Annotated in this window: 24 protein-coding genes and 1 pseudogene; 13 read left to right on the forward strand and 12 right to left on the reverse strand. The window is 67.6% G+C overall.

All coding sequences use genetic code 11. The features are described 5' to 3' along the window. Positions 1 to 2 precede the first annotated feature (2 nt). The 3 genes from CRT23_RS20705 (at position 3) to CRT23_RS20715 (ending at position 1,138) form a co-directional block, all read left to right on the forward strand. The gene (locus CRT23_RS20705) at positions 3 to 401 is read left to right on the forward strand and encodes a DUF305 domain-containing protein (RefSeq protein ID WP_103711578.1); all 399 of its coding nucleotides are present in this window, start codon (positions 3 to 5) and stop codon (positions 399 to 401) included. 162 nt (positions 402 to 563) lie between these two features. Further along, entirely contained in the window at positions 564 to 896 is a 333-nt protein-coding gene (locus CRT23_RS20710) for a four-helix bundle copper-binding protein (RefSeq protein WP_103711599.1), read from the forward strand. A 59-nt stretch (positions 897 to 955) separates the two neighbouring features. Next, a complete protein-coding gene (locus CRT23_RS20715; RefSeq protein ID WP_103711579.1) occupies positions 956 to 1,138 on the forward strand; it encodes a hypothetical protein in 183 nt (60 codons plus the stop codon). A 40-nt stretch (positions 1,139 to 1,178) separates the two neighbouring features. On the opposite strand, the gene cueR is transcribed toward CRT23_RS20715, so the two are convergent. After that, entirely contained in the window at positions 1,179 to 1,652 is a 474-nt protein-coding gene (gene cueR, locus CRT23_RS20720; protein WP_103711580.1) for a Cu(I)-responsive transcriptional regulator, read from the reverse strand. Positions 1,653 to 1,789: 137 nt separating this feature from the next. On the opposite strand from cueR, the gene CRT23_RS20725 reads away from it, so the two are divergent. From CRT23_RS20725 to CRT23_RS20735, 3 genes and pseudogenes are all read left to right on the forward strand, one after another. After that, positions 1,790 to 2,539: a glutaredoxin gene (locus CRT23_RS20725; RefSeq protein ID WP_103711581.1), complete on the forward strand. Its 750-nt coding sequence runs from the start codon at positions 1,790 to 1,792 to the stop codon at positions 2,537 to 2,539. Positions 2,540 to 2,553: 14 nt separating this feature from the next. After that, positions 2,554 to 3,288, forward strand: a complete 735-nt coding sequence (locus tag CRT23_RS20730; RefSeq protein WP_103711600.1) for a DUF4396 domain-containing protein — start codon at positions 2,554 to 2,556, stop codon at positions 3,286 to 3,288. 136 nt (positions 3,289 to 3,424) lie between these two features. Beyond that, positions 3,425 to 4,192: pseudogene (locus CRT23_RS20735) on the forward strand (cobalamin-binding protein); the annotation flags it as partial. Positions 4,193 to 4,527: 335 nt separating this feature from the next. Here CRT23_RS20735 and CRT23_RS20740 read toward each other — a convergent pair. Further along, positions 4,528 to 4,707, reverse strand: coding sequence for a hypothetical protein (locus CRT23_RS20740; RefSeq protein WP_181017409.1), 180 nt, complete (start codon positions 4,705 to 4,707; stop codon positions 4,528 to 4,530). 430 nt (positions 4,708 to 5,137) lie between these two features. On the opposite strand from CRT23_RS20740, the gene CRT23_RS20745 reads away from it, so the two are divergent. The 4 genes from CRT23_RS20745 (at position 5,138) to CRT23_RS20760 (ending at position 10,891) form a co-directional block, all read left to right on the forward strand. Next, complete coding sequence (locus CRT23_RS20745; RefSeq protein ID WP_103711583.1) at positions 5,138 to 5,512, forward strand: DUF2946 family protein; 375 nt, start codon at positions 5,138 to 5,140, stop codon at positions 5,510 to 5,512. Between the two features lie 81 nt (positions 5,513 to 5,593). Beyond that, positions 5,594 to 7,309, forward strand: coding sequence for an efflux RND transporter periplasmic adaptor subunit (locus CRT23_RS20750; protein ID WP_245436443.1), 1,716 nt, complete (start codon positions 5,594 to 5,596; stop codon positions 7,307 to 7,309). Positions 7,310 to 7,319: 10 nt separating this feature from the next. After that, entirely contained in the window at positions 7,320 to 10,460 is a 3,141-nt protein-coding gene (locus CRT23_RS20755) for an efflux RND transporter permease subunit (RefSeq protein ID WP_103711584.1), read from the forward strand. Positions 10,461 to 10,504: 44 nt separating this feature from the next. Then, positions 10,505 to 10,891, forward strand: coding sequence for a hypothetical protein (locus CRT23_RS20760; protein WP_245436445.1), 387 nt, complete (start codon positions 10,505 to 10,507; stop codon positions 10,889 to 10,891). 137 nt (positions 10,892 to 11,028) lie between these two features. On the opposite strand, the gene CRT23_RS20765 is transcribed toward CRT23_RS20760, so the two are convergent. Next, positions 11,029 to 11,292: a hypothetical protein gene (locus CRT23_RS20765; RefSeq protein ID WP_103711585.1), complete on the reverse strand. Its 264-nt coding sequence runs from the start codon at positions 11,290 to 11,292 to the stop codon at positions 11,029 to 11,031. A 392-nt stretch (positions 11,293 to 11,684) separates the two neighbouring features. Here CRT23_RS20765 and CRT23_RS20770 point away from each other — a divergent pair, with 392 nt between their 5' ends. Continuing rightward, positions 11,685 to 11,921: a plasmid maintenance system killer protein gene (locus tag CRT23_RS20770; protein ID WP_245436447.1), complete on the forward strand. Its 237-nt coding sequence runs from the start codon at positions 11,685 to 11,687 to the stop codon at positions 11,919 to 11,921. Positions 11,922 to 11,939: 18 nt separating this feature from the next. Next, on the forward strand, positions 11,940 to 13,034 hold the full coding sequence (locus tag CRT23_RS20775) for a HigA family addiction module antitoxin (RefSeq protein ID WP_103711587.1): 1,095 nt from the start codon (positions 11,940 to 11,942) through the stop codon (positions 13,032 to 13,034). 59 nt (positions 13,035 to 13,093) lie between these two features. Here the strand turns inward: CRT23_RS20775 and CRT23_RS20780 are convergent, their stop codons facing one another. The 3 genes from CRT23_RS20780 to CRT23_RS20790 all read right to left on the reverse strand — a co-directional run bounded on the left by CRT23_RS20780 (position 13,094) and on the right by CRT23_RS20790 (position 16,948). Beyond that, complete coding sequence (locus CRT23_RS20780) at positions 13,094 to 14,164, reverse strand: murein L,D-transpeptidase family protein (RefSeq protein WP_103711603.1); 1,071 nt, start codon at positions 14,162 to 14,164, stop codon at positions 13,094 to 13,096. Positions 14,165 to 14,252: 88 nt separating this feature from the next. Beyond that, positions 14,253 to 14,714: a signal peptidase II gene (gene lspA / locus CRT23_RS20785; protein ID WP_245436449.1), complete on the reverse strand. Its 462-nt coding sequence runs from the start codon at positions 14,712 to 14,714 to the stop codon at positions 14,253 to 14,255. A gap of 53 nt (positions 14,715 to 14,767) precedes the next feature. After that, positions 14,768 to 16,948 (reverse strand): heavy metal translocating P-type ATPase, encoded by a 2,181-nt coding sequence (locus CRT23_RS20790; protein ID WP_103711589.1) that lies wholly within the window; start codon positions 16,946 to 16,948, stop codon positions 14,768 to 14,770. 99 nt (positions 16,949 to 17,047) lie between these two features. On the opposite strand from CRT23_RS20790, the gene CRT23_RS20795 reads away from it, so the two are divergent. Beyond that, complete coding sequence (locus CRT23_RS20795) at positions 17,048 to 17,449, forward strand: helix-turn-helix domain-containing protein (RefSeq protein ID WP_056378774.1); 402 nt, start codon at positions 17,048 to 17,050, stop codon at positions 17,447 to 17,449. 219 nt (positions 17,450 to 17,668) lie between these two features. Here CRT23_RS20795 and CRT23_RS20800 read toward each other — a convergent pair whose 3' ends face one another. The 6 genes from CRT23_RS20800 to CRT23_RS20825 all read right to left on the reverse strand — a co-directional run bounded on the left by CRT23_RS20800 (position 17,669) and on the right by CRT23_RS20825 (position 24,018). Beyond that, on the reverse strand, positions 17,669 to 20,914 hold the full coding sequence (locus tag CRT23_RS20800; protein ID WP_103711590.1) for a CusA/CzcA family heavy metal efflux RND transporter: 3,246 nt from the start codon (positions 20,912 to 20,914) through the stop codon (positions 17,669 to 17,671). Positions 20,915 to 20,929: 15 nt separating this feature from the next. After that, a complete protein-coding gene (locus CRT23_RS20805) occupies positions 20,930 to 22,357 on the reverse strand; it encodes an efflux RND transporter periplasmic adaptor subunit (protein ID WP_103711591.1) in 1,428 nt (475 codons plus the stop codon). A gap of 140 nt (positions 22,358 to 22,497) precedes the next feature. Then, a complete protein-coding gene (locus tag CRT23_RS20810; protein WP_245436450.1) occupies positions 22,498 to 22,860 on the reverse strand; it encodes a hypothetical protein in 363 nt (120 codons plus the stop codon). Positions 22,861 to 22,925: 65 nt separating this feature from the next. Then, the gene (locus CRT23_RS20815) at positions 22,926 to 23,159 is read right to left on the reverse strand and encodes a hypothetical protein (protein ID WP_103711592.1); all 234 of its coding nucleotides are present in this window, start codon (positions 23,157 to 23,159) and stop codon (positions 22,926 to 22,928) included. 145 nt (positions 23,160 to 23,304) lie between these two features. Continuing rightward, the gene (locus CRT23_RS20820) at positions 23,305 to 23,562 is read right to left on the reverse strand and encodes a hypothetical protein (protein WP_103711593.1); all 258 of its coding nucleotides are present in this window, start codon (positions 23,560 to 23,562) and stop codon (positions 23,305 to 23,307) included. Positions 23,563 to 23,766: 204 nt separating this feature from the next. Next, entirely contained in the window at positions 23,767 to 24,018 is a 252-nt protein-coding gene (locus tag CRT23_RS20825; RefSeq protein ID WP_210202096.1) for a DUF2171 domain-containing protein, read from the reverse strand. Positions 24,019 to 24,159: the final 141 nt, after the last annotated feature.

Consider the following 24,159-nt stretch of genomic DNA (forward strand, 5'->3'; position numbering starts at 1 on the left):
CCATGGCCACCTCGACCACCACGACCCTGTTCGCCGCCCTCGTCTCCCTCGGGCTCGCCGGTCCGGCCATCGCCCAAGCCACGCACGACCACGGTTCCATGCCGGGCATGGGTGCCGGGGACTCGATGAAGCCCGACCCGAAGGACAACGCCTCGACCAAGGAATTCAAGGCTGCCGACATGACGATGATGAAGGACATGGACGTGGCCTACACGGGCGACACGGACGTCGACTTCCGCACGCACATGATCCCGCACCACAAGGGTGCGATGGCCATGGCCGAGGTGGCGCTGAGGCACGCCAAGGACCCGGCGACCAAGGCGATGGCCCAGAAAATCATCGATGACCAGAAGAAGGAGGTTGCAGATATGGAGGCATGGCTGAAGAAGAATGCCAAGTGACCGCATGCAAAAATAGGGATCAATTATCGTTGAGTTCTATTTCGACGGAATAATTGAACCTTAGTCGGAGTGCTTGGTTGTGATACTAACAAGATCAGGTGTCTAATGTGCTTGATATTGTTAGTCAATGACATCATTTTGCCAATTGATGGAGTGGATATCATGCACAACATGTCGAGCGAGATGCAGTCGTGCATCGATGAGTGCCTACGCTGTTATCAAACCTGCCTCGGGATGGCCTCAAACCACTGCCTGCCGGCCGGGGGCAAGCACGTTGAGCCGGAGCATCTTCGCCTGATGCTGGCCTGCGCGGAGATCTGTCGGACCTCCGCCCACTTCATGCTGCTCGGGACCCCCGAGCACAGGCACACCTGCCGGGCCTGCGCGGAGGTCTGCGAGGCCTGCGCGAAGAGTTGCGAGCAGGTGGGCGACATGCAGGACTGCGTCGAGCAGTGCCGCCGCTGCGCCGAGAGCTGCCGCAAGATGGCGGCCTGAGCCCCGGGGACGGCCTCCGGGGCCGTTCCTCACGTTTCCGAACCACCCAGGAGAAAACGATGAAGCAGATGATGTTGGCCGCGGCCGCGATGCTCGCCCTCTCGCTGACCCCGGCCCTGGCGGCCGGGTGCTGCGGAAAGGGCGCCAAAGGAATGTGCGCCAAGCCGATGGCCTCGATGTCGATGAAAAGCGGGAAGAAGGGCTGCTGCTGCGACGGCATGGGCAAGAAGGTGGCCATGTGATGCGGCGCGCCGGGCGTCGGGAGCGACCGATCCGTTCGCTTCAGCGCTTGGCGACGGCCTTCCTGCGAGGTGTGGGAGGCCGCGCCGGCCCCGGGGACGCGCCCGGACGGCTGGCTGAGACGTCGGCCCCGGTCTCCAGGCTGGCGATGATCGGACAATCCGGCCGACCGTCGCCGTCGCAGGCGTCGGCCAGGGACCGCAGGGCGTCGGCCATCTCGTTTAATTGGCGGGCCCGCTGTTCGAGTTCCTTCACGTGGGCCCTCGCGATGGCCTTCACGTCGGCGTTGCTGCGGTCGGGATCGCTCCAGAGTCCTAGCAGCACCCGGATGCGGTCCAGCGAGAAGCCCAGGTCCCGGGCGTGCCGGACGAAGCCGAGCCGGTGCAGGTCGGCGGTTCCGTAATCGCGATAGCCGCTGTCGCGCCGGTCCGCCGGGGGCACGAGCCCGATGCTTTCGTAGTGCCGGATCATCTTGGCCGAGACCCCGGAGGCCCGGCTCGCCTCGCCGATATTCATCGTAGGAGCCCCTCAGTTGACCTTCCCATAATGGGAAGGTGCAGGAAGGTCCGCAAGCCCAATCGGCCGCTGCCCGCACCCTGCTTCCACTTCGAAGCCCGGACGGCATCCCGGCCAGACAACCCACGGAGTTTCCGATGCAAGCCACCGCGTCCCGCAAGGCGGTCCTGTACCGCATGATGATGCCGCAGCACACGTGTCCGTACGGCCTCAAGGCGAAGGATCTCCTCGAACGCCAGGGCTTCCAGGTGGAAGACCACTGGCTGACCACCCGCGAGGAGACCGACCGCTTCAAGGCCGAGCACGGGGTCAAGTCGACGCCCCAGACCTTCATCAACGGCGAGCGCGTCGGGGGCTTCGACGATCTCAGGCGGCATTTCGGACGGGCCGCCAACGACCCGAACGCGACGACCTATACGCCGGTCGTGGCGGTGTTCTCGATGACGGCGCTGATGGCGCTCGCGGCGAGCTACGCCGTGTACGGCACGCCGCTGACCGTCCGGGCGGCCGAGTGGTTCATCGCCTTCAGCATGTGCGTGTTGGCCCTCCTCAAGCTGCAGGACGTCGAGACCTTTTCCTCAATGTTCCTCGGGTACGACCTGCTGGCCAAGCGCTGGGTGCGTTACGCCTACGCCTACCCGCTCCTGGAGGGCATCGCCGGCGTCCTGATGGTGGCCGGCGCCCTGAACTGGCTGTCGATCCCCGTGGCCCTGTTCATCGGCACCGTCGGCGCGGTCTCGGTGTTCAAGGCGGTCTACGTCGACAAACGCGAGATCAAGTGCGCCTGCGTCGGCGGGTCGAGCAAGGTGCCGCTCGGCTTCGTCTCGCTGACCGAGAACGTGATGATGGTCGCCATGGCGATCTGGATGCTGGCGATGGGGCATTGAGCGGCATGGCCACGATGTTCCCCGCCTGGCTCCATGCGCTCTCCATCCTGGCCCTGCTGCTCGGGGCCGCCTGCTCGATCCTTCTGTCGGTGCAGGTGATCCGGCATCCGCAGCACATGACCGTGATGAACGTGGTCTGGCCGGTCAGCGCCCTGTTCGGCACGGTGGTCGTGGTCTGGGCCTACTTTCGCTATGGCCGCCTCGCGACCATGGAGGCGCATCACCGCGCGATGGAGCGGGACGAGAAGCCTCCGAACATGACGCAAACGCCGTTTCCGGTGATGGTGGGCAAGGGCGCGCTCCACTGCGGCAGCGGCTGCATGCTCGGCGACGTCGCCGCCGAGTGGCTCGCCTTCCTCGTGCCGGCGGTGGCGGTCTGGTTCGGCTGGCACTCGCTCTTCGAGGAGAAGATGTACGCGGTCTGGGTGCTGGACTTCGTGTTCGCCTTCGGGCTTGGGATCGTGTTCCAGTATTACGCCATCGTGCCGATGCGCGGGCTCTCCCCGGGCCAGGGCATCGTCGCAGCCCTCAAGGCCGACACCCTGTCGCTGATCGCCTGGCAGGTCGGCATGTACGGCTTCATGGCGTTCGCCCAATTCGCCGTGTTCCCGCACCTCGCGGGGCAGCCAGCGCCGGTGAACTCGGTCGAGTTCTGGTTCGCCATGCAGGTGGCCATGGTGGCAGGGTTCCTGACCAGCTACCCGGTGAACTGGTGGCTCGTCTCCACCGGGATCAAGGAGCGGATGTGACAGGATTTCGTGCCCCTGACCGCCCTCCAGCATGTGACGCATCCCCAGGTGCCTGCCACCACAAGGGCTAGGTGCGAACGCAGCCCTTCCGTTGGGACGCCGCTTCCGAAACCCGCCCATGAGGATATGCAGGGTCATGCGCCGCTTCCCGCCCGAACGCATCGTGTGTCTGACGGAGGAGACCGTCGAGACCCTCTATCTCCTCGGCGTGGAGGACCGCATCGTCGGAGTCTCCGGCTATGCCGTCCGTCCGCCGCAGGTCCGCCGCGAGAAGCCGCGGGTTTCCGCCTTCACCAGCGCCGACATTCCGAAGGTTCTCGCCCTCGCCCCCGACCTGGTGCTCACCTTTTCGGACCTTCAGGCCGGCATCGTCGCCGACCTCGTCAGGGCCGGCGTTGCCGTGCACGCGTTCAACCACCGCGACGTCGCCGGCATCCTCGCCATGATCCGCACGGTGGGCGCCCTGGTCGACGTCCGCGACAAGGCGGAGGCACTGGTCCGTGGCTACGAGGCCAGACTCGCGCGCGTAGCGGAGCAGGCCAACGAACGGCCGCGGCCGCGGGTCTATTTCGAGGAATGGGACGAGCCCCTGATCTCGGGCATCGGCTGGGTCTCCGAGCTCGTGGCAATCGCCGGCGGCGACGACATCTTCCCGGAGCTTTCCCGGCAGGGGGCCGCCAAGGATCGCATCGTGGCGCCGGAAGCGGTGATCTCGGCTGCGCCCGAAGTCATCCTGGCGTCCTGGTGCGGGAAGAAGGTCGTGCCCTCCCGCATCGCCGGCCGGCCGGGCTGGGCCGCAATCCCCGCCGTCGCGCAGGGTCGCATCGTCGAGATCAAGTCGCCCCTGATCCTGCAGCCCGGACCTGCGGCCCTTACGGATGGCCTGGACGCCATCCTGCAGGCGCTCGGGCATCCGATCCCGCACGCCGAGGCCCCTTGGCAGGTGCCCGTCCCGGCCCCATCGCCGTGGCGCCTGACCGAACGCCATCGCGCCCAGCTTCTCAAGGTCCCGGACGACGGCTGGATCGAGGCCACGCGCCTCGACGCGCGCTCGCTGGAGGTCCTCGTCCGGCGAGGCTGGATACGGCGCGTGCATGCCGACCCGCTCGGACGACCGCGCCATGACGGCTACCGGCGAACCGATGCGGCCAGGATCGCACTGAACGGTACGGTGAGCGCAGCCTGACGCTACGGAACCGGCACGGCCGCCCCGGCGGGCAGTCCTGCCGCATCTCGGATCTACGCCTCAGAAGTGGTGATTGTGCCGACGATGGTGGTGATGATGGTGGCCCCAGTGGTGCTGATGCCGCCGGTAGTGATGATGGTGCCCCCAGCCATGATGGTGGTGTCCCCAGCCATGGTGATGATGGTGGCGCCGGTGATGGTGGTGGCCCCCATGGTGATGGTGGTGGCCCCCATGGTGATGGTGGCCCCAGTGCTGCACGGTCTGCACCGGACTTCCGATGGGGTCGACGAGGCCGGGGCTCGTCGCAAGGGGGGCTGCCTTCGCCGGGGTGAGCTGAAGGGTCACTGCCAAGATCACAGCGCCGATCATCGCAAAAAGACGTCCAACCATTGTCGCCTCCTGGATCACGGAAATGTCTCCGTATTCAGGATGCTAGGCGTCGCAAGCTGAATGTACAGTGACGAAGGGCGACCGGACCTTCAGGTCAGGGTGAAATCTCGGTCCGTCATTGCGTTGCGACCAAACTTGGCCGACGAATACAGAACAGACACACCCGGGTGAGCCGCGTCCAAAGTGAGCCGGTAACCGTCGGCCTTGCAAACCGCCCCCGCCGTCACAAACTGGATGTTGGCTTCGGCCGCGTGTGATAGAGTTCGCGACGTGATGACCCTGACCCGACAAACATGGCGCTGTCTGGCCGCGATCCTGATGATCGTGGCCTTCGTCATGCCGTCGGTGGTCCACGCTCACGTCGGCCATACGCACGGCCCGACGCTGGTGGCGGCAGTCGACGATGGCCAAACGGCGGTCTCCGAGGGCTCGCAGGTCGGCCACGATCATGCCGGGGACACCAACAAGTCCAAGGCGCATGCGGCCTGCTGTGCGGCGTGTGCCTGCCATGGCGGGTTGACGGTTACGGAAGCCGCCGCGGTCGGGCGCGTCTGGCGCTCGCTGCGCCTGGCGCTCGGACCCGCGGATCTCGCACCCCCGAGCCGAGCGCCAGAGGCGCTGCCCGAGCCCCCTCGATCCTTCGCCTGAACCTGGCGCGCTGAGGCGCGCCTGTAGCGGCATGCCGTCTTGAGGGACGGCGGCCGGTGTTTTGGTGCGAAGGAATTCCTGATGATGCGTCGTAATCCGTTGGCCGCTGCCCTGAGCGCGGCGGCGCTGCTGCTTTGCCTATGGGGCGGAGCCGCCCCTGCCCATGAGGGCCACGACCATGGAGAGGAGGCGAAGTCCGCTCCCGCGGTCACCGCTCCCCGCGGCGTATCGAGTTCGGACGCCTTCGAGGTCGTGGTCGTGGCCCGCAACGGCGCGCTGATGGTCTACGTCGACCGCACCGGCAGCAACGAGCCCGTGACCGGGGCCACCGTCCAGGCGGAAACGCCCGAGGGCGCCGTAACCGCGACCGCGACGCCGGACGGGGCCTACCTGGTCGACGCCCATTGGAGCGAGAAGCCGGGCGCCTACGACCTGACCTTCACCGTGACCCTGGCCGACGGCACGAGCGATGTTTTTCCCGTGGAGCTTGAGGTGCCCGAGCCTCCCGCCGCCACGGCAGGTCCGCCCACCGCCTGGACGAGCGGCCTCGCCATCGCCCACGATTTCCAGCACCACCTGACCCAGGCTGATCCGATGGCGTTCGTCATCGGCGGTACCGGCTTCGTGCTCGGCGTCGGCCTCACGCTCCTGCTCGGACGACGCCGCTCGGCACCGGCCGTGGCGGTCCTGGTTCTGGCGGCGGGCGTCGTGTTGGCGCCGAGGGCCAACGCCCACGAGGGCCACGACCACGGGAACGAGCCCAAGACCCTGATGGCGGCGCCGAACGGCGCCAGCCGGGACGTGGCCCAGCGCCTGCCGGACGGCAGCGTATTCATGCCCAAGCCGACCCAGCGCCTCCTGACCATCCGCACGGTGGTGACGGCCACGAGCGCCTTGGCCCGCACCACCGAGATGCCGGGCCGGGTCATCACCGACCCGAATGCGAGCGGAGTCGTGCAGTCTTCCGTCGGCGGGCGCCTGTCGCCGCCGCCCTCGGGGGTGTTCCCGCGGCTGGGCACACCTGTCGCCAAGGGCGACGTGCTCGCCTTCGTCACCCCTCCAATCCAGGCGGTGGACGCCTCGGACATGCGCCAGCGTCAGGGCGAGCTCGACCAGCAGATCGCCATCGTGCAGCGGCGCGTCGAACGCTTCCAGAAGTTGGCCCCGGGCGGTGCGGTCTCGCAGGTCCAGCTCGACGAGGCCAACGCCGAACTGTCCGGGCTTAAGGACAGGCGCACCGCCCTCGACAAGATCCGCCTTCAGCCCGAACCGTTGATCGCACCCGTCTCCGGCGTCATCGCCGAGGCCAACGCCATGGCCGGCCAGATGGCGAGCCCGGGTACGATGGTCTTCCAGATCACCGACCCTGCGAAGCTATGGGTCGAGGCCCTCAGCTTCGAGGCCCTGGCGCCGGCCCAGAACGCCTCGGCTCGGTTGGCCGACGGACGCACCCTGACTCTGAACTACCGCGGCGCCGGATTGGCCGACCGCAGCCAGGCCGTACCCGTTCAATTCGCCATCGAGGGCGAGCAACCCGACCTGCGCACCGGCCAGTTCGTGACGGTGCACGCCAGCAGCAGCGCCCCCCTGCAAGGTCTCGCGCTCCCTCGGGCAAGCGTCGTGCGCTCCGCCAACGGGCAGGCCCTCGTCTACGAACACACGCAGGCGGAACGTTTCGAGCCGCGCGAGGTGCAGGTCGAGCCCCTCGATGCCGCCCGGGTGCTGGTGGTCTCCGGCATTGGGAACGGCAAGCGGGTCGTGACCCAAGGCGCCGAACTCATCAACCAGGTTCGGTGAGGGCAGGCGTATGTTCACGTTCCTCGTCTCGCGGTCCCTCGGGAACCGCACTCTGGTCCTCGCCATCGCGGCGGTGCTGGTGCTCTACGGCGCCTTCACCGTCACCAAGCTGCCGGTCGACGTCTTCCCCGACCTGAACAGGCCCACCGTCACGGTCATGACGGAGGCCGAGGGCCTCGCCCCGCAGGAGGTGGAGCAACTCGTCTCCTTCCCCATCGAGACCCAGATGAACGGCCTTCCTGGGGTGAGCCGCGTGCGCTCGGTCTCGGGCGTCGGCCTGTCGGTGATCTACGTCGAGTTCGACTGGGGCACCGACATCTATCGCAACCGCCAGCAGGTGGGCGAGCGCCTCGCGATGGTGCGGCCCCAGCTTCCGGCCAATGTCAGCCCGATGATGGGCCCGATCTCCTCCATCATGGGGCAGATCGTGATGGTGGCCGTCACCGGCGACACCGTTTCGGCCATGGAGCTGCGCGAGATCGCGGACTTCACGATCCGCCCGCGCCTCCTCTCGATTCCCGGCGTGGCGCAGGTCATCCCGATGGGCGGCGAGGTCCGACAGTTCCGGATCGCACCCCAGCCCACCGCCATGCGGGCGCTGGGCGTCACCTACGAGCAGGTGGAGAAGGCCCTCCAGCAGTTCGGGACCAACACCGGCGGCGGCTTCACCGACCAGTACGCCCGCGAGTACCTGATCCGGAACGTCGCCCGGACCATGAACCTCGACGACCTTCGCAACATGGTCGTGGCGACCGTCGACAAGCGCCCGGTCTATCTTCGCCAGGTCGCGGACGTCTCCTTCGGGGCCAAGACCAAGCGCGGCGACAGCGGCTACATGGGCGCTCCGGCCGTGGTTGTCTCGGTGGAGAAGCAGCCCGGCGTCGACACCGTCCGCCTGACCGAGACCATCGAGGCCGCGCTCAAGGAGATCGGCACGAGCCTGCCCAAGGGCGTCCAGGCGGACCGGCTCATCTTCCGGCAGGCCAACTTCATCGAGACCTCGATCCATAACGTCGAGAAGGTGCTGCTGGAGGCCGTCGCCGTGGTGGCGGTGGTGCTCTTCGCCTTCCTCCTCAACGTGCGCACCACGGTGATCTCGCTGACCGCGATCCCAGTCTCCATCCTGACCACGGCGGTGATCTTCCACTTCCTCGGGCTGTCCATCAACACGATGACGCTCGGCGGCCTTGCCATCGCCATCGGCGAGCTCGTCGACGACGCCGTGGTGGACGTCGAGAACATCTTCCGCAGGCTTCGCGAGAACCGGGCAGTGGGGAACCCGCGTTCCGTGTTCGACGTGGTTGTGTCGGCCTCGCAGGAGGTGCGCTCGGGCATCGTCTACGCCACGATGGTCATCGTCCTGGTGTTCGTGCCGCTGTTCGCCCTGTCGGGCATCGAGGGCCGCCTCTTCGCGCCGCTGGGTCAGGCCTACATCATCTCGATCCTGGCAAGCCTCGTCGTCTCCATCACCCTCACGCCGGTGATGGCCTACTACCTGCTGCCCGGCCTCAAGCGGTTGGACGAGCACGAGAGCGGCCTGGTGCGCGTGCTCAAGCGCTTCAACGGCTGGCTCCTGCTGCGTGCCTTCGCCCATGGGCGGCTCGTGATGGCCACGGTCGCCGCCGCCGTGATCCTCGCCGGCACGGCCGCGGTGTTCCTGCCACGCGCCTTCCTGCCGCCCTTCAACGAGGGCTCGTTCACGGTCACCGCCGCCTTCAGCCCCGGGATATCGCTCTCCGAGAGCGACCGGGTCGGCCTCATCGCCGAGAAGCTGGTCCTTGAGATCCCGGAGGTCCGCTCCGTCGGCCGCCGCACCGGCCGGGCCGAGCTCGACGAACATGCCGAGGGGGTGCATTCCTCCGACCTGGAGATCGACCTTAAGCCCGGCGGCCGGCCCAAGGCCGAACTGGTGGCCGACATCCGGGAGCGCCTGAAGGTGCTGCCGGTCTCCATCAACGTCGGCCAGCCGATCTCGCACCGCCTCGACCACATGCTCTCGGGCGTCCGCGCCGAGATTGCCCTAAAAGTGTTCGGCGAGGACCTCGACACCCTGCGCAGCCTCGCCGAGGATTTGCGGCGGCGCATGGCCAATATCCCGGGCATCGCCGACCTCCAGGTCGAGAAGCTGGTCCGAATCCCGCAATTGGAAATCCGGGTCGACTACACCCGGGCGGCCCTCTACGGCGTCCAGCCGGCGGCGCTCGTCGAGCAACTCAGCCGCCTGTCCAATGGCCAGGTCGTGTCCCGCGTGGTGGACGGCTACCGCCGCTTCGACGTGGTGATGCGGCTGCCCGACACCATGCGCACTACGCAGCGCCTGGGCGACCTCCTGATCGAGACGCCCTCGGGATGGGTCCCCGCCCGCCAGATCGCCGATATCCGCGAGACTGACGGACCGAACCAGATCCTGCGCGAGAATGCCCGCCGCCGGATCGTGGTCCAGGCCAACACCGACGGCAAGACCGACATGACCGGGATCGTGGCGGCCATCCAGCGGGAGATGGCGGCGACCAAGCTACCCAACGGCTACACGACGAACCTGGAAGGGTCGTTCCAGGCGCAGTCCGAGGCGAGCCGAACCATCGGCACGCTCTCGCTCCTGTCGCTGGGGATGATCTTCGCCTTGCTCTACAGCCGGTACCGGTCGGTCGTGTTCACGCTGATCATCCTCGGCAGCATCCCCCTGGCGCTCATCGGTTCGGTGCTGGCCCTTTGGCTGGCGGGTCAGCCCTTGTCGGTCGCGTCGATGATCGGGTTCATCACGCTGACGGGCATCGCCACGCGCAACGGCATCCTGAAGATCAGCCACTACCTCAACCTCGCCCTGCACGAGGGGCTGCCGTTCGGGCGCGACCTGGTCATCCGGGGTACCCTGGAGCGCCTGACGCCGGTACTGATGACGGCGCTCTCGGCGGGCGTGGCCCTGGTCCCGCTGATGATCGGGGCCGAGGAGCCGGGCAAGGAGATCCTGCACCCCGTGGCGGTGACGATCTTCGGCGGCTTGGTCAGCGCCACCCTGCTCGACACGGTGCTGACGCCGCTCCTGTTCCTCACCTTCGGACGGAAAGCCTTGGAGCGGTTGCGAACCGCCTCCGTCCGCAGCCCCGCCGCCCCGGCCGGTATCGAGCCCCGTCCGGTCGAGGCGTTCTAGTCACCTGGCACGACTGCTTATCTGAACCCTCAAGGAGACGTCCCATGCGCAAGACCTTTCCGATCCTCGCCGCCCTCCTGATGTCCTCGACCCTGGCGACCGCCGCGGCCGCCCAGGTACCCTCGGCGGCAAAGGTCGGTCCCAACGGCGGTCAAATCACCGTGGCCGACGGCCACCCCATCGAGTTCGTCGGCACGGATAAGGAGATGGTGTTCTTCCTGAAGGACGAGGAAGGTAAGCCCCTCGACACCAAGGGGGTTAGCGCCCGTGCAGTCATCCAGTCCGGGGGCAAGACCGAGACCGTCACGCTTAACGCCTCAGCGCCCAACAAGCTGGTCGGGCCCCTGAGCGCCCCGTTAGGAGCGGGCGCCAAGGTGGTGCTGTCGACCAAGGTCCATGGCCACAGCCTGCAGGCACGCTTCTCGAAGTAGGCCTCACGCCTGGCAGTCGGGAGGGCCCGCCAAGCACACCGATGCACCCACGATGACCGCGTCGGTCGAGCGGGGCGACCCTGCATCGGCGTAAGGTTGCCGGAAACGAGAAGGGGCCCCGAAGGGCCCCTGGAAGATCACATGCGGTGGTGGCGATAGCCGTGACCGTGGCGCATCATGTGGCCGCGGTGATGGTGGTGATGGCGCATGCCGTGACCGCGATGGTGGTGATGGCGCATGCCATGGCCGCGGTGGCCGTGGCTGTCGTGCATGCGGACGTCGACGATGTTGGTCTGGGCATCGACGGCACCGACCATGCCGGGGGCGGCGGAGGCGGGGGCGGCGATGCCGATGGCGCCGAGCGCGGCCAGGGCGGCGACGGCGAACAGGGACTTCCTCATGGGGGCTTCCTCGTTGGTTGTTGGTGGCTCGTCCTGGCGCCGAGCCGGACCGGCGAACGGCCCGGCCGATCGGGAGCGACGAGGAACGGCTCCGCTTCGAAGAGGGTTCCGAGGATGCGCAGTCTCCCGATGGGCATGGATAAGGAAGGCTTGTCCCGCTAACCGCCAAATCAACGGTGTTCATCCTCAAGGCGGCCCGGGTTTGGAAGGAGTCGCCATGCGCATGCGACCGTGTTACCTATTGGGTAACGGAGTGCGGAGCATTACCTTGCAGGTAACGGATTGGTGCGATGCAGATCCGTTTCCGGTCTAAGCGCCTCGGGAAGGCGCTGTCGGACCCGAAGGAAATGGCGAAGGCCTACGGGGACAGAGCGAAACCGATACGGAGGCGGTTGGACGTTTTGGGGCAGGCAGCCTGCCTCTCGGACGTCCCGACGGAGCCACCCGACCGCCGGCATCAACTCGGCGGTAACCGGGACGGCCAACTCTCGGTCACGATCAAGGACAACTGGCGTATCGTCTTCGTGCCCGACCACGACCCGTTGCCCTGCCTGCCTGACGGCGGCCTCGACACGGGTCAGGTCACGGCGGTCGAGATCATCGAAATCGTCGACTACCATGGCAACTGAACGGCGGAGACCAAGGGGATGACGACGCAGGAAGCCTGGACGCCGCAATGGGCGACCCATCCCGGCGAACACCTCGAAGAGTACATCCAGGAGCGCGGCTGGTCCCAGGCCGAGTTCGCCCGCATTGCCGACATGACGCCCAAGCTCGTCAGCACGATCATTAACGGCTCCAACCCGGTCACTCCCGAGACTGCACTGAAGCTGGAGCACGTGCTCGGCCTCAAGGCCTACATCTGGACCGGCCTCCAGGCGAACTGGGACCTGTTTCAGGCACGGCTGCGGGAGCAGGAGGCGGCCGTGCGAGAGGCCGAATGGCTCAAGGGGTTCCCTATCCGGGAACTGAAGGCCTGCGGTCGCCTTCCCCAGACCAACGACCTCGGCAGGATCATGGACGGGCTGCTGAGCCTCCTCGGGATCGGGGGACCCCACGCCTACGAGGCGAAGCTCGGTTCCCTGGCCGTGCACCACCGCAAGGCGAGGACCGGCACCACCTCGCCTCACCACATGCTGTGCTGGCTGATGCTGGGCGAGGAGAAGGCGCGCCGGCTCAGCCTGCCTGCCTACGATCCGGGGCGGTTCAAGCAGGGATGCGCAGAGATCCGTTCGCTGACCGTGGCAAGGCCTGAGACCTTCGAGCCGCGCATGCTCGAAATCTGCCATGCGTCCGGCGTCGCCCTGGTGTTCCAGAAGCCCCTAAGCAAGACCTGCGTCTTCGGGTCGGCGCGGTGGCTGAACGACGAGCGTCCCCTGATCCAGATGTCGCTGCGCATGAAGAGCAACGACCATTTCTGGTGGACCTTTTTCCACGAGGCAGCGCACATCAGCCTGCATCGAGGAATGAATTTCGTCGACGACAAGAACGGCGAAGACAACGACGTCGAGGCCGAGGCGGATGCCTGGGCCGAGGAGATGCTGGTCGGGCGCGAGCGGATCGACGCTTTCGCCACCACGTGCCCGCGGACGAAACAGGAGGTGGTGGCCTTCGCCGACGAGGTCGGGCTTCATCCGGGCATCGTGCTCGGGATGCTGCAGCATCGTCGCGTCGTTCCCTTCAGCCACATGAACGACCTCAAGGCGCGCCTGGGATGGGCGGACGAGGTCGCCGCGGCCTGACGAACGCGGGGCATCAGCGAGGCCCCTCGGTCATGTCGTCGCCTGTCCCCGACGTTGCATCACTTCCGCCCGTCCCCAGCCGCGGCGAAGGTCTCAAGCAGGCGCCGACGTTCCGCCTCCGTCACGCCGGTCCCCGGAAGCTTGGGTGCCGCCGTGCTCCGCACTGGCTCACGCTTTCCGACGGTGGCGCCCGGCCCCTGAGCGGGCATCGCGACTTCGCGCGGCCCTGCCGCCAGGGCTTCGGGGCGGCTAACCTCGCCAAGACCGTATCCGGCCGCCATCATGGTCTCGCGGAATGCCCGGTGCTGACCGCCGTCCTCGTACACCAGGCGGACGGCCGGCGTTCCGTTCGCCACCAGGGCAGCGACCTGCCGCTCGTCGTCCGCCTGCTTCCGTGCGACCGCGTCGGCGGTGGGGCCGTCGCCGTTCGCATCGAAGACGTAGCGCCCGCCCGATACCTCGACGACCGGTTCGGCCTTCGTGACCTCGAACCGGTCGGCGCCTTCCTTGATGTTCTTCCAGAAGGCCATGTTCGGGTCCACCCGGTGTCGGGCCAGGTTCTCCGGGGTCATGCGGAACGGGTAGGACTGGAACTGGACGGCACGCTGGCCGCCAGCGAACGCCTCGCGAACCACGGCATAGAGCTCCGAGATCGCCTCGTCCGTCATCGCGAAGCAGCCCTGGGACGAGCAGGAGCCGTGGACCATCAGGTGCGTACCGGTGCGTCCCAGGGAGCGGTCGTACGCGTTCGGGTAGCCGAGGTTGAACGAGAGGTAGAGGCTGGAATTCGGGTTCATGGATTCCGGCGTGATCGCGTAGAAGCCCTCCGGGGCCTGTCGGTCGCCCTCACGTGTCTTGGGCCCGAGCTGACCTGACCACCGGCACATCGGATACGTCTTCAGCAAGATGTACCTGCCGTCTGCGCCACGCTTCCAGAGCTCGATCTCGGACTCCTTCTTGTAGGCTCGCATCAGGATCGGGTCGCTGGGAGACACCCCCACCGTCGACATCAGCGCCAGGGTCGCCGGCGGGATCGGCGCGAAGTGGCGTGTGGAGCCCGCGTACCGTCCATCCTGGCAGACGGACAGCGCCAGCAGGAGCGCCAACCCAAGCATGATCTTCTTCAGCATGTCGGCCTCGACGGTATCGGTGTCCGAGCCTGGGCCCGGGAGGGGCATGACGGGTTGCCGTGGCCACGGTTCGGCGGGATCGGGGCTATCATGAGGTCAATCCTCCGGCATCTGAATGCCGCCGGCGCGCTCGGAAGCCGTCGACGAGCAGCAGGACGACGCCCAGGGAGATCCAGGCATCCGCCAGGTTGAAGGTGAACCAGCGCATGCCGCCCGTGTGCAAGTCGAGGTAGTCGGTGACGGCCCCGTCCACGAACCGGTCGATGAGATTTCCCGCGGCGCCGCCGGCCATCATGGCGAGCCCGAGGCGTTCGAGCCCGCTTCCCGCCGCCACCGCCCAGACGGCAATGAGGCAGGTGAGCGTGCCCTGGATGCCGAGGAGAAGGGTCAGGGACGATGGATCGCGTGCCGGGAACAGGCTGAAGCTGATGCCGTGGTTGAACGACATGGTCAGGTCGACGAAGGGCAGGAAGCCCCGGACACTACCCTCGTCCAGCCAAGCCTCGGCCGCCGCCTTCGCGGCAAGGTCGATGGCAGCGGCGGCCACCATGACGGCTCCCACCACTGCGATACGGCGGGCTCGTCCGTGCGGTCGGGACCCCATCATGCCCTTAGGAGGCGGAGCGCGTTGGCCGTCACCAGGACGGTCGCGCCGGTATCCGCCAGGATGGCAGGCCAAAGCCCGGTGACGCCCGCAAGTGTGGTGACGAGGAACACCGCCTTCAGCCCAAGCGAGATGGCCACGTTCTGGTGGATGTTGCCGAGCGTCGCCCGGGATAGCGCGACGAGCGCCGCCACGTCGGCCACCCGGTCGTTGAGGACAGCGGCATCAGCCGTCTCCAGCGCCGCGTCGGTGCCGCCGCCCATGGCGATGCCGACGTTGGCAGCTGCAAGCGCGGGGGCGTCGTTGATGCCGTCGCCGACCATGGCGACGGTGCCAAGCTCCTTCAGGGCCCCAATCTCGGCGAGCTTGTCCGCAGGGAGGAGATCCGCCCGGACCGATAGCCCCAGGCCCTTGGCGATGGCCTCGCCCGTGCGCCTGTTGTCGCCCGTCAGCATCACGCATTCGACGCCGAGCCCGCGCAGGGACGCGATGCCGACGGCCGCGTCCTTACGGGGCTCGTCCCGGACCGCGATGGCACCGAGGGCCTCGCCGTCCCTGACCACGATGACGGCGGTCTTGCCCGCCTCCTCCAGGGCCTGCACCGTCGCTTCCGCTTCCGGCGAGAGGCTGGCCAGCGTCGCGGCGTGGCGCGGGGATGCCACCACGACCGTGCGACCGGCGACCGTGGCCTGGACGGCCTTGCCGGGAACCGCGCGGGCATCGCGCACTGGGCGCAGAGGGATGCCGTCCGCCTCCGTACGTTCGAGGATCGCACGAGCGATGGGGTGGCTCGACCCAGCCTCCACAGCCGCCGCCAGACCAAGCATGGCGCGGTCCGTCATGTCGGGGGCGAACGGCAGGACATCCGTGACGAGCGGCTGACCGACCGTCAGCGTCCCCGTCTTGTCGAAGGCGACCGTACGCACCCGACCGATGGTCTCCAGGGCAGCGCCGCCCTTCACCAGGAGTCCGCGGCGCGCACCGGCGGCCAGCCCCGAGGCGATGGCGGCGGGGGTCGAGAGCACCAGGGCGCAGGGGCAGGCGATGAGAAGCAGCGCCAGCCCGCGATAGATCCAGGTGCCCCAGTCGGCTCCAAGCAGCAGCGGCGGACCGAGCGCCGCCAGGGCGGCGATGGCAAAGGCGACCGGGGTGTATACGGCGCTGAAGCGGTCGATGAACCGGGCGGTTGGCGACTTCGACGCCTGCGCCTCCTCGACCATGTGGAGGATGCGGGCGACGGTGTTGTCGGACGGCATCCGGGTGACCCTGACCTGCAGGGCACCGTCAGCGTTGACGCTGCCGGCGTAGACCGCGTCACCGACCTCCTTCGGCCGAGGCACGGATTCACCCGTGATGGGGGACTCGTCGAGGCTCGATGAGCCGTCCGTGACCTCGCCGTCGGCGGGGACCCGGTCGCCGGGACGGACCAGCACGGTCTGGCCGATCAGCAAGGCGGCGGCCGGTACCTCGCGCACGACGCCGTCCTCCTCGATGAGGCGCGCCGTCTTCGGCACCAGTCCAACCAGCGCCTTGATGCCGGCCCGGGACCGGCCAGCCGCGAAGCCTTCGAGCATCTCGCCAACGGTGAAGAGGAGGACCACGACAGCGGCTTCCTCCGCGGCATGGATGGCCAGAGCTCCTACGGTCGCAACCGACATCAGCATCTCGATGGAGAACGGCGAGCCGTTGCGCGCCGCGGCGATGGCCCGGCGTCCGTAGAAGGCGAGCCCAAGGAGCGCGCCGGGCCAGTAGGCGTACTCGCCGACCAACTCCGGACGGACCCGGTCGATCAGGAAGCCCAAGGCGAACAGGATTGCGATGGCCAGGGCGAGCAGCCCCTTGCGACTTCGCCAGACCGGCGGCTCCGCCTTCTCGTCCTCAATGGCGGGGATCTCGGCCCCGGTCGCGTGCGCGCGTGCAAGGTCCGCGGCCGTGGGTAGGGTGGCGACGCCGTAACCAAGCCCGGTGATCCTCTCCTCCAGGACCGCCCGGGGCGTGGCGGCCTCGTTGAGGGTGAGGTCGAGGACCTGGGCCGTGTAGTTCACGCGTACGTCCCCGACGCCCGGCAGCCGGGTCACGGCCGTCTCGATCTTGGACGCGCAGCTTGGGCAATCCATGCCCTTCACGCGGTAGCGCAGGGCGGCTGTGGGGATATCCTCGATGGTTCCTGTCCCAGGCATGGCACGCTCCGTTGGCCCGGGCGTCGCGCCAGGCGGTGGGACGCCCTATATGCACCCTGTAGCAACTACAGGGTCAAGGCCGTGGCGAACGCATCCCCCATGACCATCGGCGACCTCGCTGCGGCGACCGATACAAGCGTCGAGACGGTTCGCTGGTACGAGAAGGTCAAGCTCCTGCCGGCCCCGGCCCGGTCGGCGGGCAACTACCGTCTTTACGGTCGTGAGCACCTACGCCGCCTGAGCTTCATCCGGCGTGGGCGGGATCTGGGCTTCACGGTCGATCAGATCCGGGAGCTCCTTGCCCTTGCCGATGACAGAGACCGATCCTGCGCCGAGGTCGACACCATCGCCCGCTCTCATCTCGCCCAGGTCGAGCGCAAGCTCTCCGACCTGACCCGGCTCGCCCAGGAATTGCGCGACGTCATCGGTCAGTGCGGGTGTGGCTCGGTCGCCGACTGTCGCATCATCGAAGCCTTGTCCCCCCATGGCGAGCCGTCCTGAGGATGGGTCGGCGCCATCGGCATCAGGTGGAAGTGCGTCTTCCCGCCGATGTTGCAGAGGCAGTAGAGCAGATAGACGCAGGCCGGGATTGCGATGAGGGCCAGTCCGAAAGTCCGGCTGGCCGCCCGCCGGACATGGGGCCTGACGCGCCGTCGGCGACGTGCGCCCCCGCCCCAGTCGGGGATGGTTCGGGCGACTTTCTTACTCATTCCGACCCTCCTACTCGGCGGCGCGGAGATGTGGTTGGACCGACATGGGCTGATCCTTTCTTTCGGGGGCGACCGCACCGGCGAACCTGGCATAGAGGGCCGGCAGGACGACGAGGGTCAGCAGGGTCGCCGAGATAAGGCCGCCGATGACTACGGTCGCCAGGGGACGCTGGATCTCGGCACCGGTTTCGGTCGCCAAAGCCATCGGCACGAACCCGAGGGACGCCACCAGGGCGGTCATCGCCACCGGACGTAGCCGGGTCATGGCGCCCTCCATGATGGCCTCGCGCCGCGGACGACCCTCGGCGATGAGTTGCTTGACGTACGTCAGCATCACCAGGCCGTTAAGCACTGCCACCCCGGACAGGGCGATGAACCCGACGGCAGCTGGCACGGAGAACGGCATCCCGCGCAGCCACAGGGCCGCGATGCCGCCGGTCAGCGCCAGGGGCACGGCGCTGAACACCAGCAGGGCGTCGCGGGCCGAGTTCAGGGCCGAGAACAGCAGCAGGAAGATCAGGAAGAAGCATACGGGAACGACCACCATCAGGCGCTGTCGGGCGGAAGCAAGGTTCTCGAACTGCCCGCCCCAGGTCACGTAATACCCGGTGGGTAGCGATATATCGGACGCGACCTTGGCCTGTGCCTCGGCGACGAGCGAGCCGATATCGCGACCGCGCACGTTGGCGGTGACCACGACCCGACGCCGCCCGTTCTCCCGCGAGATTTGGTTCGGGCCCTCCGTCACCGAGAAGCTCGCCACCTGCTTCAGGAGAACGGACGCGGTGCGCCCGTTCGGCCCGGGAGGCAACGGGACCGGGATGTTCTCCAGGGCCTCGCGGTCCTCGCGCACCTTGTCGTTCAGGCGCACTACGATGGGGAAGCGCCGGTCGCCCTCGAAGACGGCGCCGGACTCGCGGCCGCCGATGGCCGCCCCAATGACCTCCTGGATGGCCGAGGTGCTCAAGCCGAGGCGCGCGGCTTCCCGCTTGTTGATCTTGATGTCCAGGAACGGCAGTCCTGCCGTCTGCTCGACCTTCACGTCATCGGCACCCTCGACACCCCGCAGGATCGCGGCGACTTGGTTCGCGGCCGCGGTCATCGGGCCAAGCTCGTCGCCGAAGACCTTCACGGCGAGGTCGCCTCGCGTACCGGCCAAGAGTTCGTTGAAACGAAGCTGGATCGGCTGGGAGAACTCGTAGACGTTGCCTGCAAGGCCCCCCAATTCCTTCTCGATCTCCTCCTGCAGCTCGGCCTTCGGCAGGCCGGGGTCTGGCCATTCGGCCTGCGGCTTGAGGATGACGAAGGTGTCCGACGAGCTCGGCGGCATCGGGTCCGAGGCGACCTCCGCGGTGCCGGTTTTGGAGAAGACGTAGGCGACCTGGGGGAATCGTCCGATGGCTTGCTCGATCTTCAACTGCATCGCCTGGGACTGGCTCAGCGAGGTCGAGGGGATGCGCTGGGCGTTGAGCGCGATGCTCTTCTCGTCGAGCTGCGGGATGAACTCTTGGCCCAGCCCCTTGAACAGGAACCCGGCGCCCACGAGCAGGACGAGCGCGACCGCAACGAACAGCATGGGCACGCGCAGGGCGGCCCCGAGGACCGGGCGGTAAGCGGCCTTGATCGCACGGACGAAGAGGTTGTCGGTCTCAGTGACCTTGCCGGTGATGACGATGGCGATCATCGCCGGTACGAAGGTCAGCGACAGGACGAAGGCCGCGATCAGGGCGATGATGACGGTGAGCGCCATCGGCTCGAACATCTTACCCTCGACCCCTGTGAAGGTCAGGAGCGGCACGTAGACGAGGATGATGATGGCCTGCCCGTACAGGGACGGCTTGATCATTTCCTCGGCCGAGGCCCGGACGGTGGCGAGGCGCTCATTCAGGTCGAGCTTGCGCCCGAGTTGGGCCTGCCTCTCGGCTACGTGCCTCAAGGCGTTCTCCGCGATAATGACGGCGCCGTCGACGATGAGGCCGAAGTCGAGGGCGCCGAGGCTCATCAGGTTGGCGCTGATGCGCCCCTGGACCATGCCGGTCATGGTCATCAGCATCGCCACCGGGATGACCAGGGCCGTGACGATGGCCGCGCGGATGTTGCCGAGCAGCAGGAACAGTACGACGATGACGAGGGCGGCGCCCTCGGCCAGGTTCTTCGCCACCGTCCGGATGGTGGCCTCGACGAGGACGGTGCGGTTAAGGACGGTCCGGACCTCGACGCCGGGCGGTAGCGTACGCCGTATCTCGCCCATGCGGGCGTCGACGGCGGCGGCCACGGTACGGCTGTTCTCGCCGATGAGCATCAGGGCGGTGCCGATGACGACCTCCTGCCCGTCCTCGCTGCCCGAACCGGTTCGTAGGTCGCGTCCGATGCGGACCTCGGCGATGTCGGAGATGCGCACGGGCACGCCGCCGCGCGTGGTCACGACAACCGAACCGATGTCCTCCATGCTCTCAAGGCGCCCCGCGGCGCGTACGACGTAGCCCTCGCCGTTGTCCTCCAGGTAGCGCGCGCCCTGATTTGCGTTGTTGGCCTCCAGTGCCCGGCCGATGTCGACAAACGACAGGTCAAGGGCCGTCAGTCGCATCGGGTCCGGCTGGACGTGGTACTGCTTCTCGAAGCCGCCGATGCCGTCGACGCCGGCCACACCAGGGACGGTCCTCACCTGGGGACGGATGATCCAATCCTGGACCGTTCGCAGGTAGGCCGTGCGTTCGAGCTCCGTTGAGAGCCTCTGGCCCTCGGGGGTCAGGTAGCTCCCGTCGGATTGCCAACCGGGCTTGCCCACGCGGGCGAGCTTGCGCTCCCCGGGCTTCGCGTAATGCACCGACCACATGTAGATCTCGCCGAGGCCCGTGGAGATCGGCCCCATGCGCGGCTCGGTCCCGGACGGCATCGCGGCCTCGGCCTCCCGCAGGCGCTCGGCGACCTGCTGGCGAGCGAAGTAGACGTCGGTCGCCTCCGAGAAGACGGCGGTGACCTGGGAGAACCCGTTCCGGGAGAGCGAGCGGGTGTATTCCAGGCCCTTGATGCCCGCGAGCGAGGTCTCGATGGCGAACGTGACCTGCCGCTCGATGTCCGAGGGGCTCAGGGACGGCGCCGTCGTGTTGATCTGAACTTGGTTGTTGGTGATGTCGGGAACGGCGTCGATGGGCAGTTTGGTCAGCGAGAACGCGCCGAAACCGGCCGCCAGGAGCGACAGGAGCACCACGAGGTAACGTTGCCGGACGGAGAAGTTGAGTACGGAGGAAATCATGACCGTTTCTTCCGCTCAATCGTCGTCGCCGGCTTCGGCCTTGCCGAGCTCGGCCTTGAGGACGAAGGAGTTGGCCACCGCCACCTCGTCGCCGGGCTCCAGCCCGGACAGGATCTCGTAGGCGTCGTCGTCCGCCTTCCCGATGGTCACCTCCCGCTTCGAGAAGCCCTCCTCGGTCCGGACGAACACGACCTTCTCAGCCCCAATGTTCTGGATGGCTGACTTCGGCAGGCGAACCTCGACCTTGTCCTGTGCGATCTCGATCTCGGTCGTGACGAAGGTGCCCGGGCGCCAGGCCATGTCCTTGTTGGGCAGGGCGACGATGACCCGGGCCGAGCGCGTCTCGGGGTTGAGGATCGGGCTGACGAAGACGACCTTGCCCTCGGGGCGTGGGGTCTCCTCGCCGCCGACGATGGTCACCCTGGCTCCCTCGCGGACCTTCGATAGCTCGGTGGTGGGAACGGAAATCTCGATCCACAGCGAGGAGAGGTCGGCGACCGTGTAGACGTCGGCCGGGTCGCCCTCGCTGCCCACCTTCGTGCCGACGTCGACCTTGCGTTCCACGATCCGACCGGCGAGGGGCGAGCGCAGTTCGTAACGGCGCAGGGTCGACAGGTTCGGGGTGGTCTCGTCCTTCTTGGCCGCGGCGGCGACCTCGGTCGCGTTCAGCCCCAAGGCCGACAGCTTCTGGCGGGAGAGGTCGATGCGCAGGGTTGCCTCGGAGTAGGCGGCCCTCGCGTTCAGGAACGCCGATTCCGCCGAGATCCGCTTGTCCCAGAGAGCCTTCTGGCGGTCGAAGTTGGTCTTCTCCAAGTCCGCCTTGACCGTCGCGGTGAGGAAGTCGCTTTTTGCCTCGGCGACCTCGCGGCTGTCGAGGACGGCGACGACCTCGCCCTTGGCGACGTCCTCGCCGAGGCGCTTGCGCATCTCCGCAACGGTGCCGGCGACCCGCGCAGGCACGCGGGCGATGCGGTCGGCGTCCTGGGCGATGGTGCCGGGCACGAGAAGGTGACGCGAGAGGACGCCGCCCTCGACCTTGGCCAGCTTGATGTCCTGCCGCTCGGCCTGCTCGGCGGTCATCCTGATCTTGCCCTCGCCCTCCTCGTCGTGGCCGTGCGCCCCGCCCTCGGCGTGTTTGTGGCCTCCGGGCTCGGGATTGCCTTCGTCGTCCGAATGCTTCCGCTCGCCGGCAGGCTTGGGCTCGCCGGCAGGCTTGGGCTCGCCGGCAGGCTTGGGCTCGCCCTTGGCGTGCTCTTGGTCGTCGTCATCATCCGCCTTGGAGGCCGGTGGCCTGGTCAAAGCCACATGGGTCGCCGGCGTCTTGCCCGCGGTCGAGAGGCCGGCTGCGGCCAGCGCCCCCTGCACGGTCTCGGACACGCGGGGGAAAGCACCGCCGATGGCGATGCCGAGGGCCAGGAAGGCCACGGACAGGAATGCACGCATGGGAAGGAGGGCCGTTCACCTGGGACCCGGACGCCGCGTCGGGCGATCTGGTAGGTCCGTTGCTTGTCACGCTTGGTCTGCAGACCGGCCTCCGCTGGGAGGGCCGGCCGGGCACGCGCCACGGGCGTGGCGGTCCCGCCTCAGGCGCGAGGGGGCCTTGGAAGCCTGCCGGACGAAATGGAGGCGAGGGCCACGTCCACAGTGGCGTAGGATGGACGCCCGGTCGCGGCGGACGGGAGCCAGGCAGAACCTTCCGGGGTGACCGCGAGGTGGCAGCCGCAGGTGGCGTGGCAGGCTGGGCAGCCGTCGGGCTGGCCCGACGTTGCCTGTGCCGTGTAGGCCGACAGCGAGGCTTCCGTGCCGGGAAGGCGCTGGGCCTCGGCGGACGGGACGGCTCCGGGGACGACGAGCGCCAGGACCAGGACGAACGACAGCGCGCGGACGGCGGTCACCCACCAGCCGCGCATCGCCTCGTAGGCCCTGATCGGGGATACTGCGCTCATGGCCGCCTTATGAACCATTCCGGGCCACCCGTACATGCCGGATGGCCCGCGAAAGGGGGCAAGCCTCAATAGTCGTGATGGTGGTGGTGGTGGTAACGACGCTCGTAGTAGACTGGCCGCTCCTCGTAGTGGCGGCGATGGCGATGCACGACGATGTCGTCATGGTCTCCGTGGTGGTAGCGGTCGACATGGACGTCGCGGCCGCGCCTGTCGAAGTCGCCGCCGTAATACTGGGCGGACGCCGCGGCGGGGGCGAGGATCAGGGTCGCGGCGAGTAGGGCTAAAACGCGGGCTCGCATGGCTCTTTCCTCTGCAGGTGATGCCAGCAGCATGTCGTCGGCGACTTGAACGAGACCTGAAGTCTCCGTTCACCCATCAGGCGGACGGGACAGGGAAGCCCGGGTATCAAGGGGATGTCCCCGTAATGCCCGGGCTCGTCCATGGTCAGTGGCGCTCGATGACCGTGGTGCGGCGCTCACCGCCGTGGTGGTCGTCGTGATGGTCGTCGTGGTGATGATGCTCGCGCACGACCTCTCGGTGCTCATGGCGGTCGCCGTGGTGGCCGTCGCCGTGACGCTCCCCATGGCTGTCGCCATGGACGCGGACGCCGCCCGGACCGACATCGATGTGCTGTGCCACGGCAACGGCCGGCGTGAGGGCCAGGGTCGCGATGGCCGCGAATGCGAACAGTTTGCGCTTCATCTTGGTGCTCCCAGAAACATTGTATGGGCAGCAACGCATCTCCCTCGAAAACCGATCCGAGATGATTTCATGACCACAAACGTATCGACCTGTCGGGACTATGTTGGGCCCAATGGAATTGGGGGGTCATTGTAGCGTTAAGCTGGTGTTCATCATAGCGAAGGCGTCCGGTATCTAGTTTGGCGGACGAACGGGGCCGGACGGCTACTTGCCCGGCGTGCCGCCGTCATCTTCCCACTGGGCCCTGACATCGGCGGCCGTGGCCGTGAGGTGAACGCGCTCGTCGACATGGTCGACCCAGGCCAGGGGAAGCAGGTGGTGCCGACCATGGGCGGCCGGGTCCGTCCGCGTCAGCTTGATGAGCTGGTCGCCCTCCATGTGGTCGACCGTTCCAACATGGAGCCCGTCCGCGGACAGGACCTCCATGTGCGCCGTGATGTCCGTCGGCTCGACCATGCCCGCTCTCCTCCCGTGAACCAGGACCTGCAAACGAACCTTCCGGCCGATGGTTCGTAATCCGGCTGGTATCTATGGAACGTCTCAGAGCCCGTCCGATAAGGGGCTGAGGCAGGGTTGAGTGGCCGGGATGGCAGTGAT

It is taken from the genome of Methylobacterium sp. V23 (genome assembly GCF_002917135.1).
Classification (GTDB): Bacteria; Pseudomonadota; Alphaproteobacteria; order Rhizobiales; family Beijerinckiaceae; genus Methylobacterium.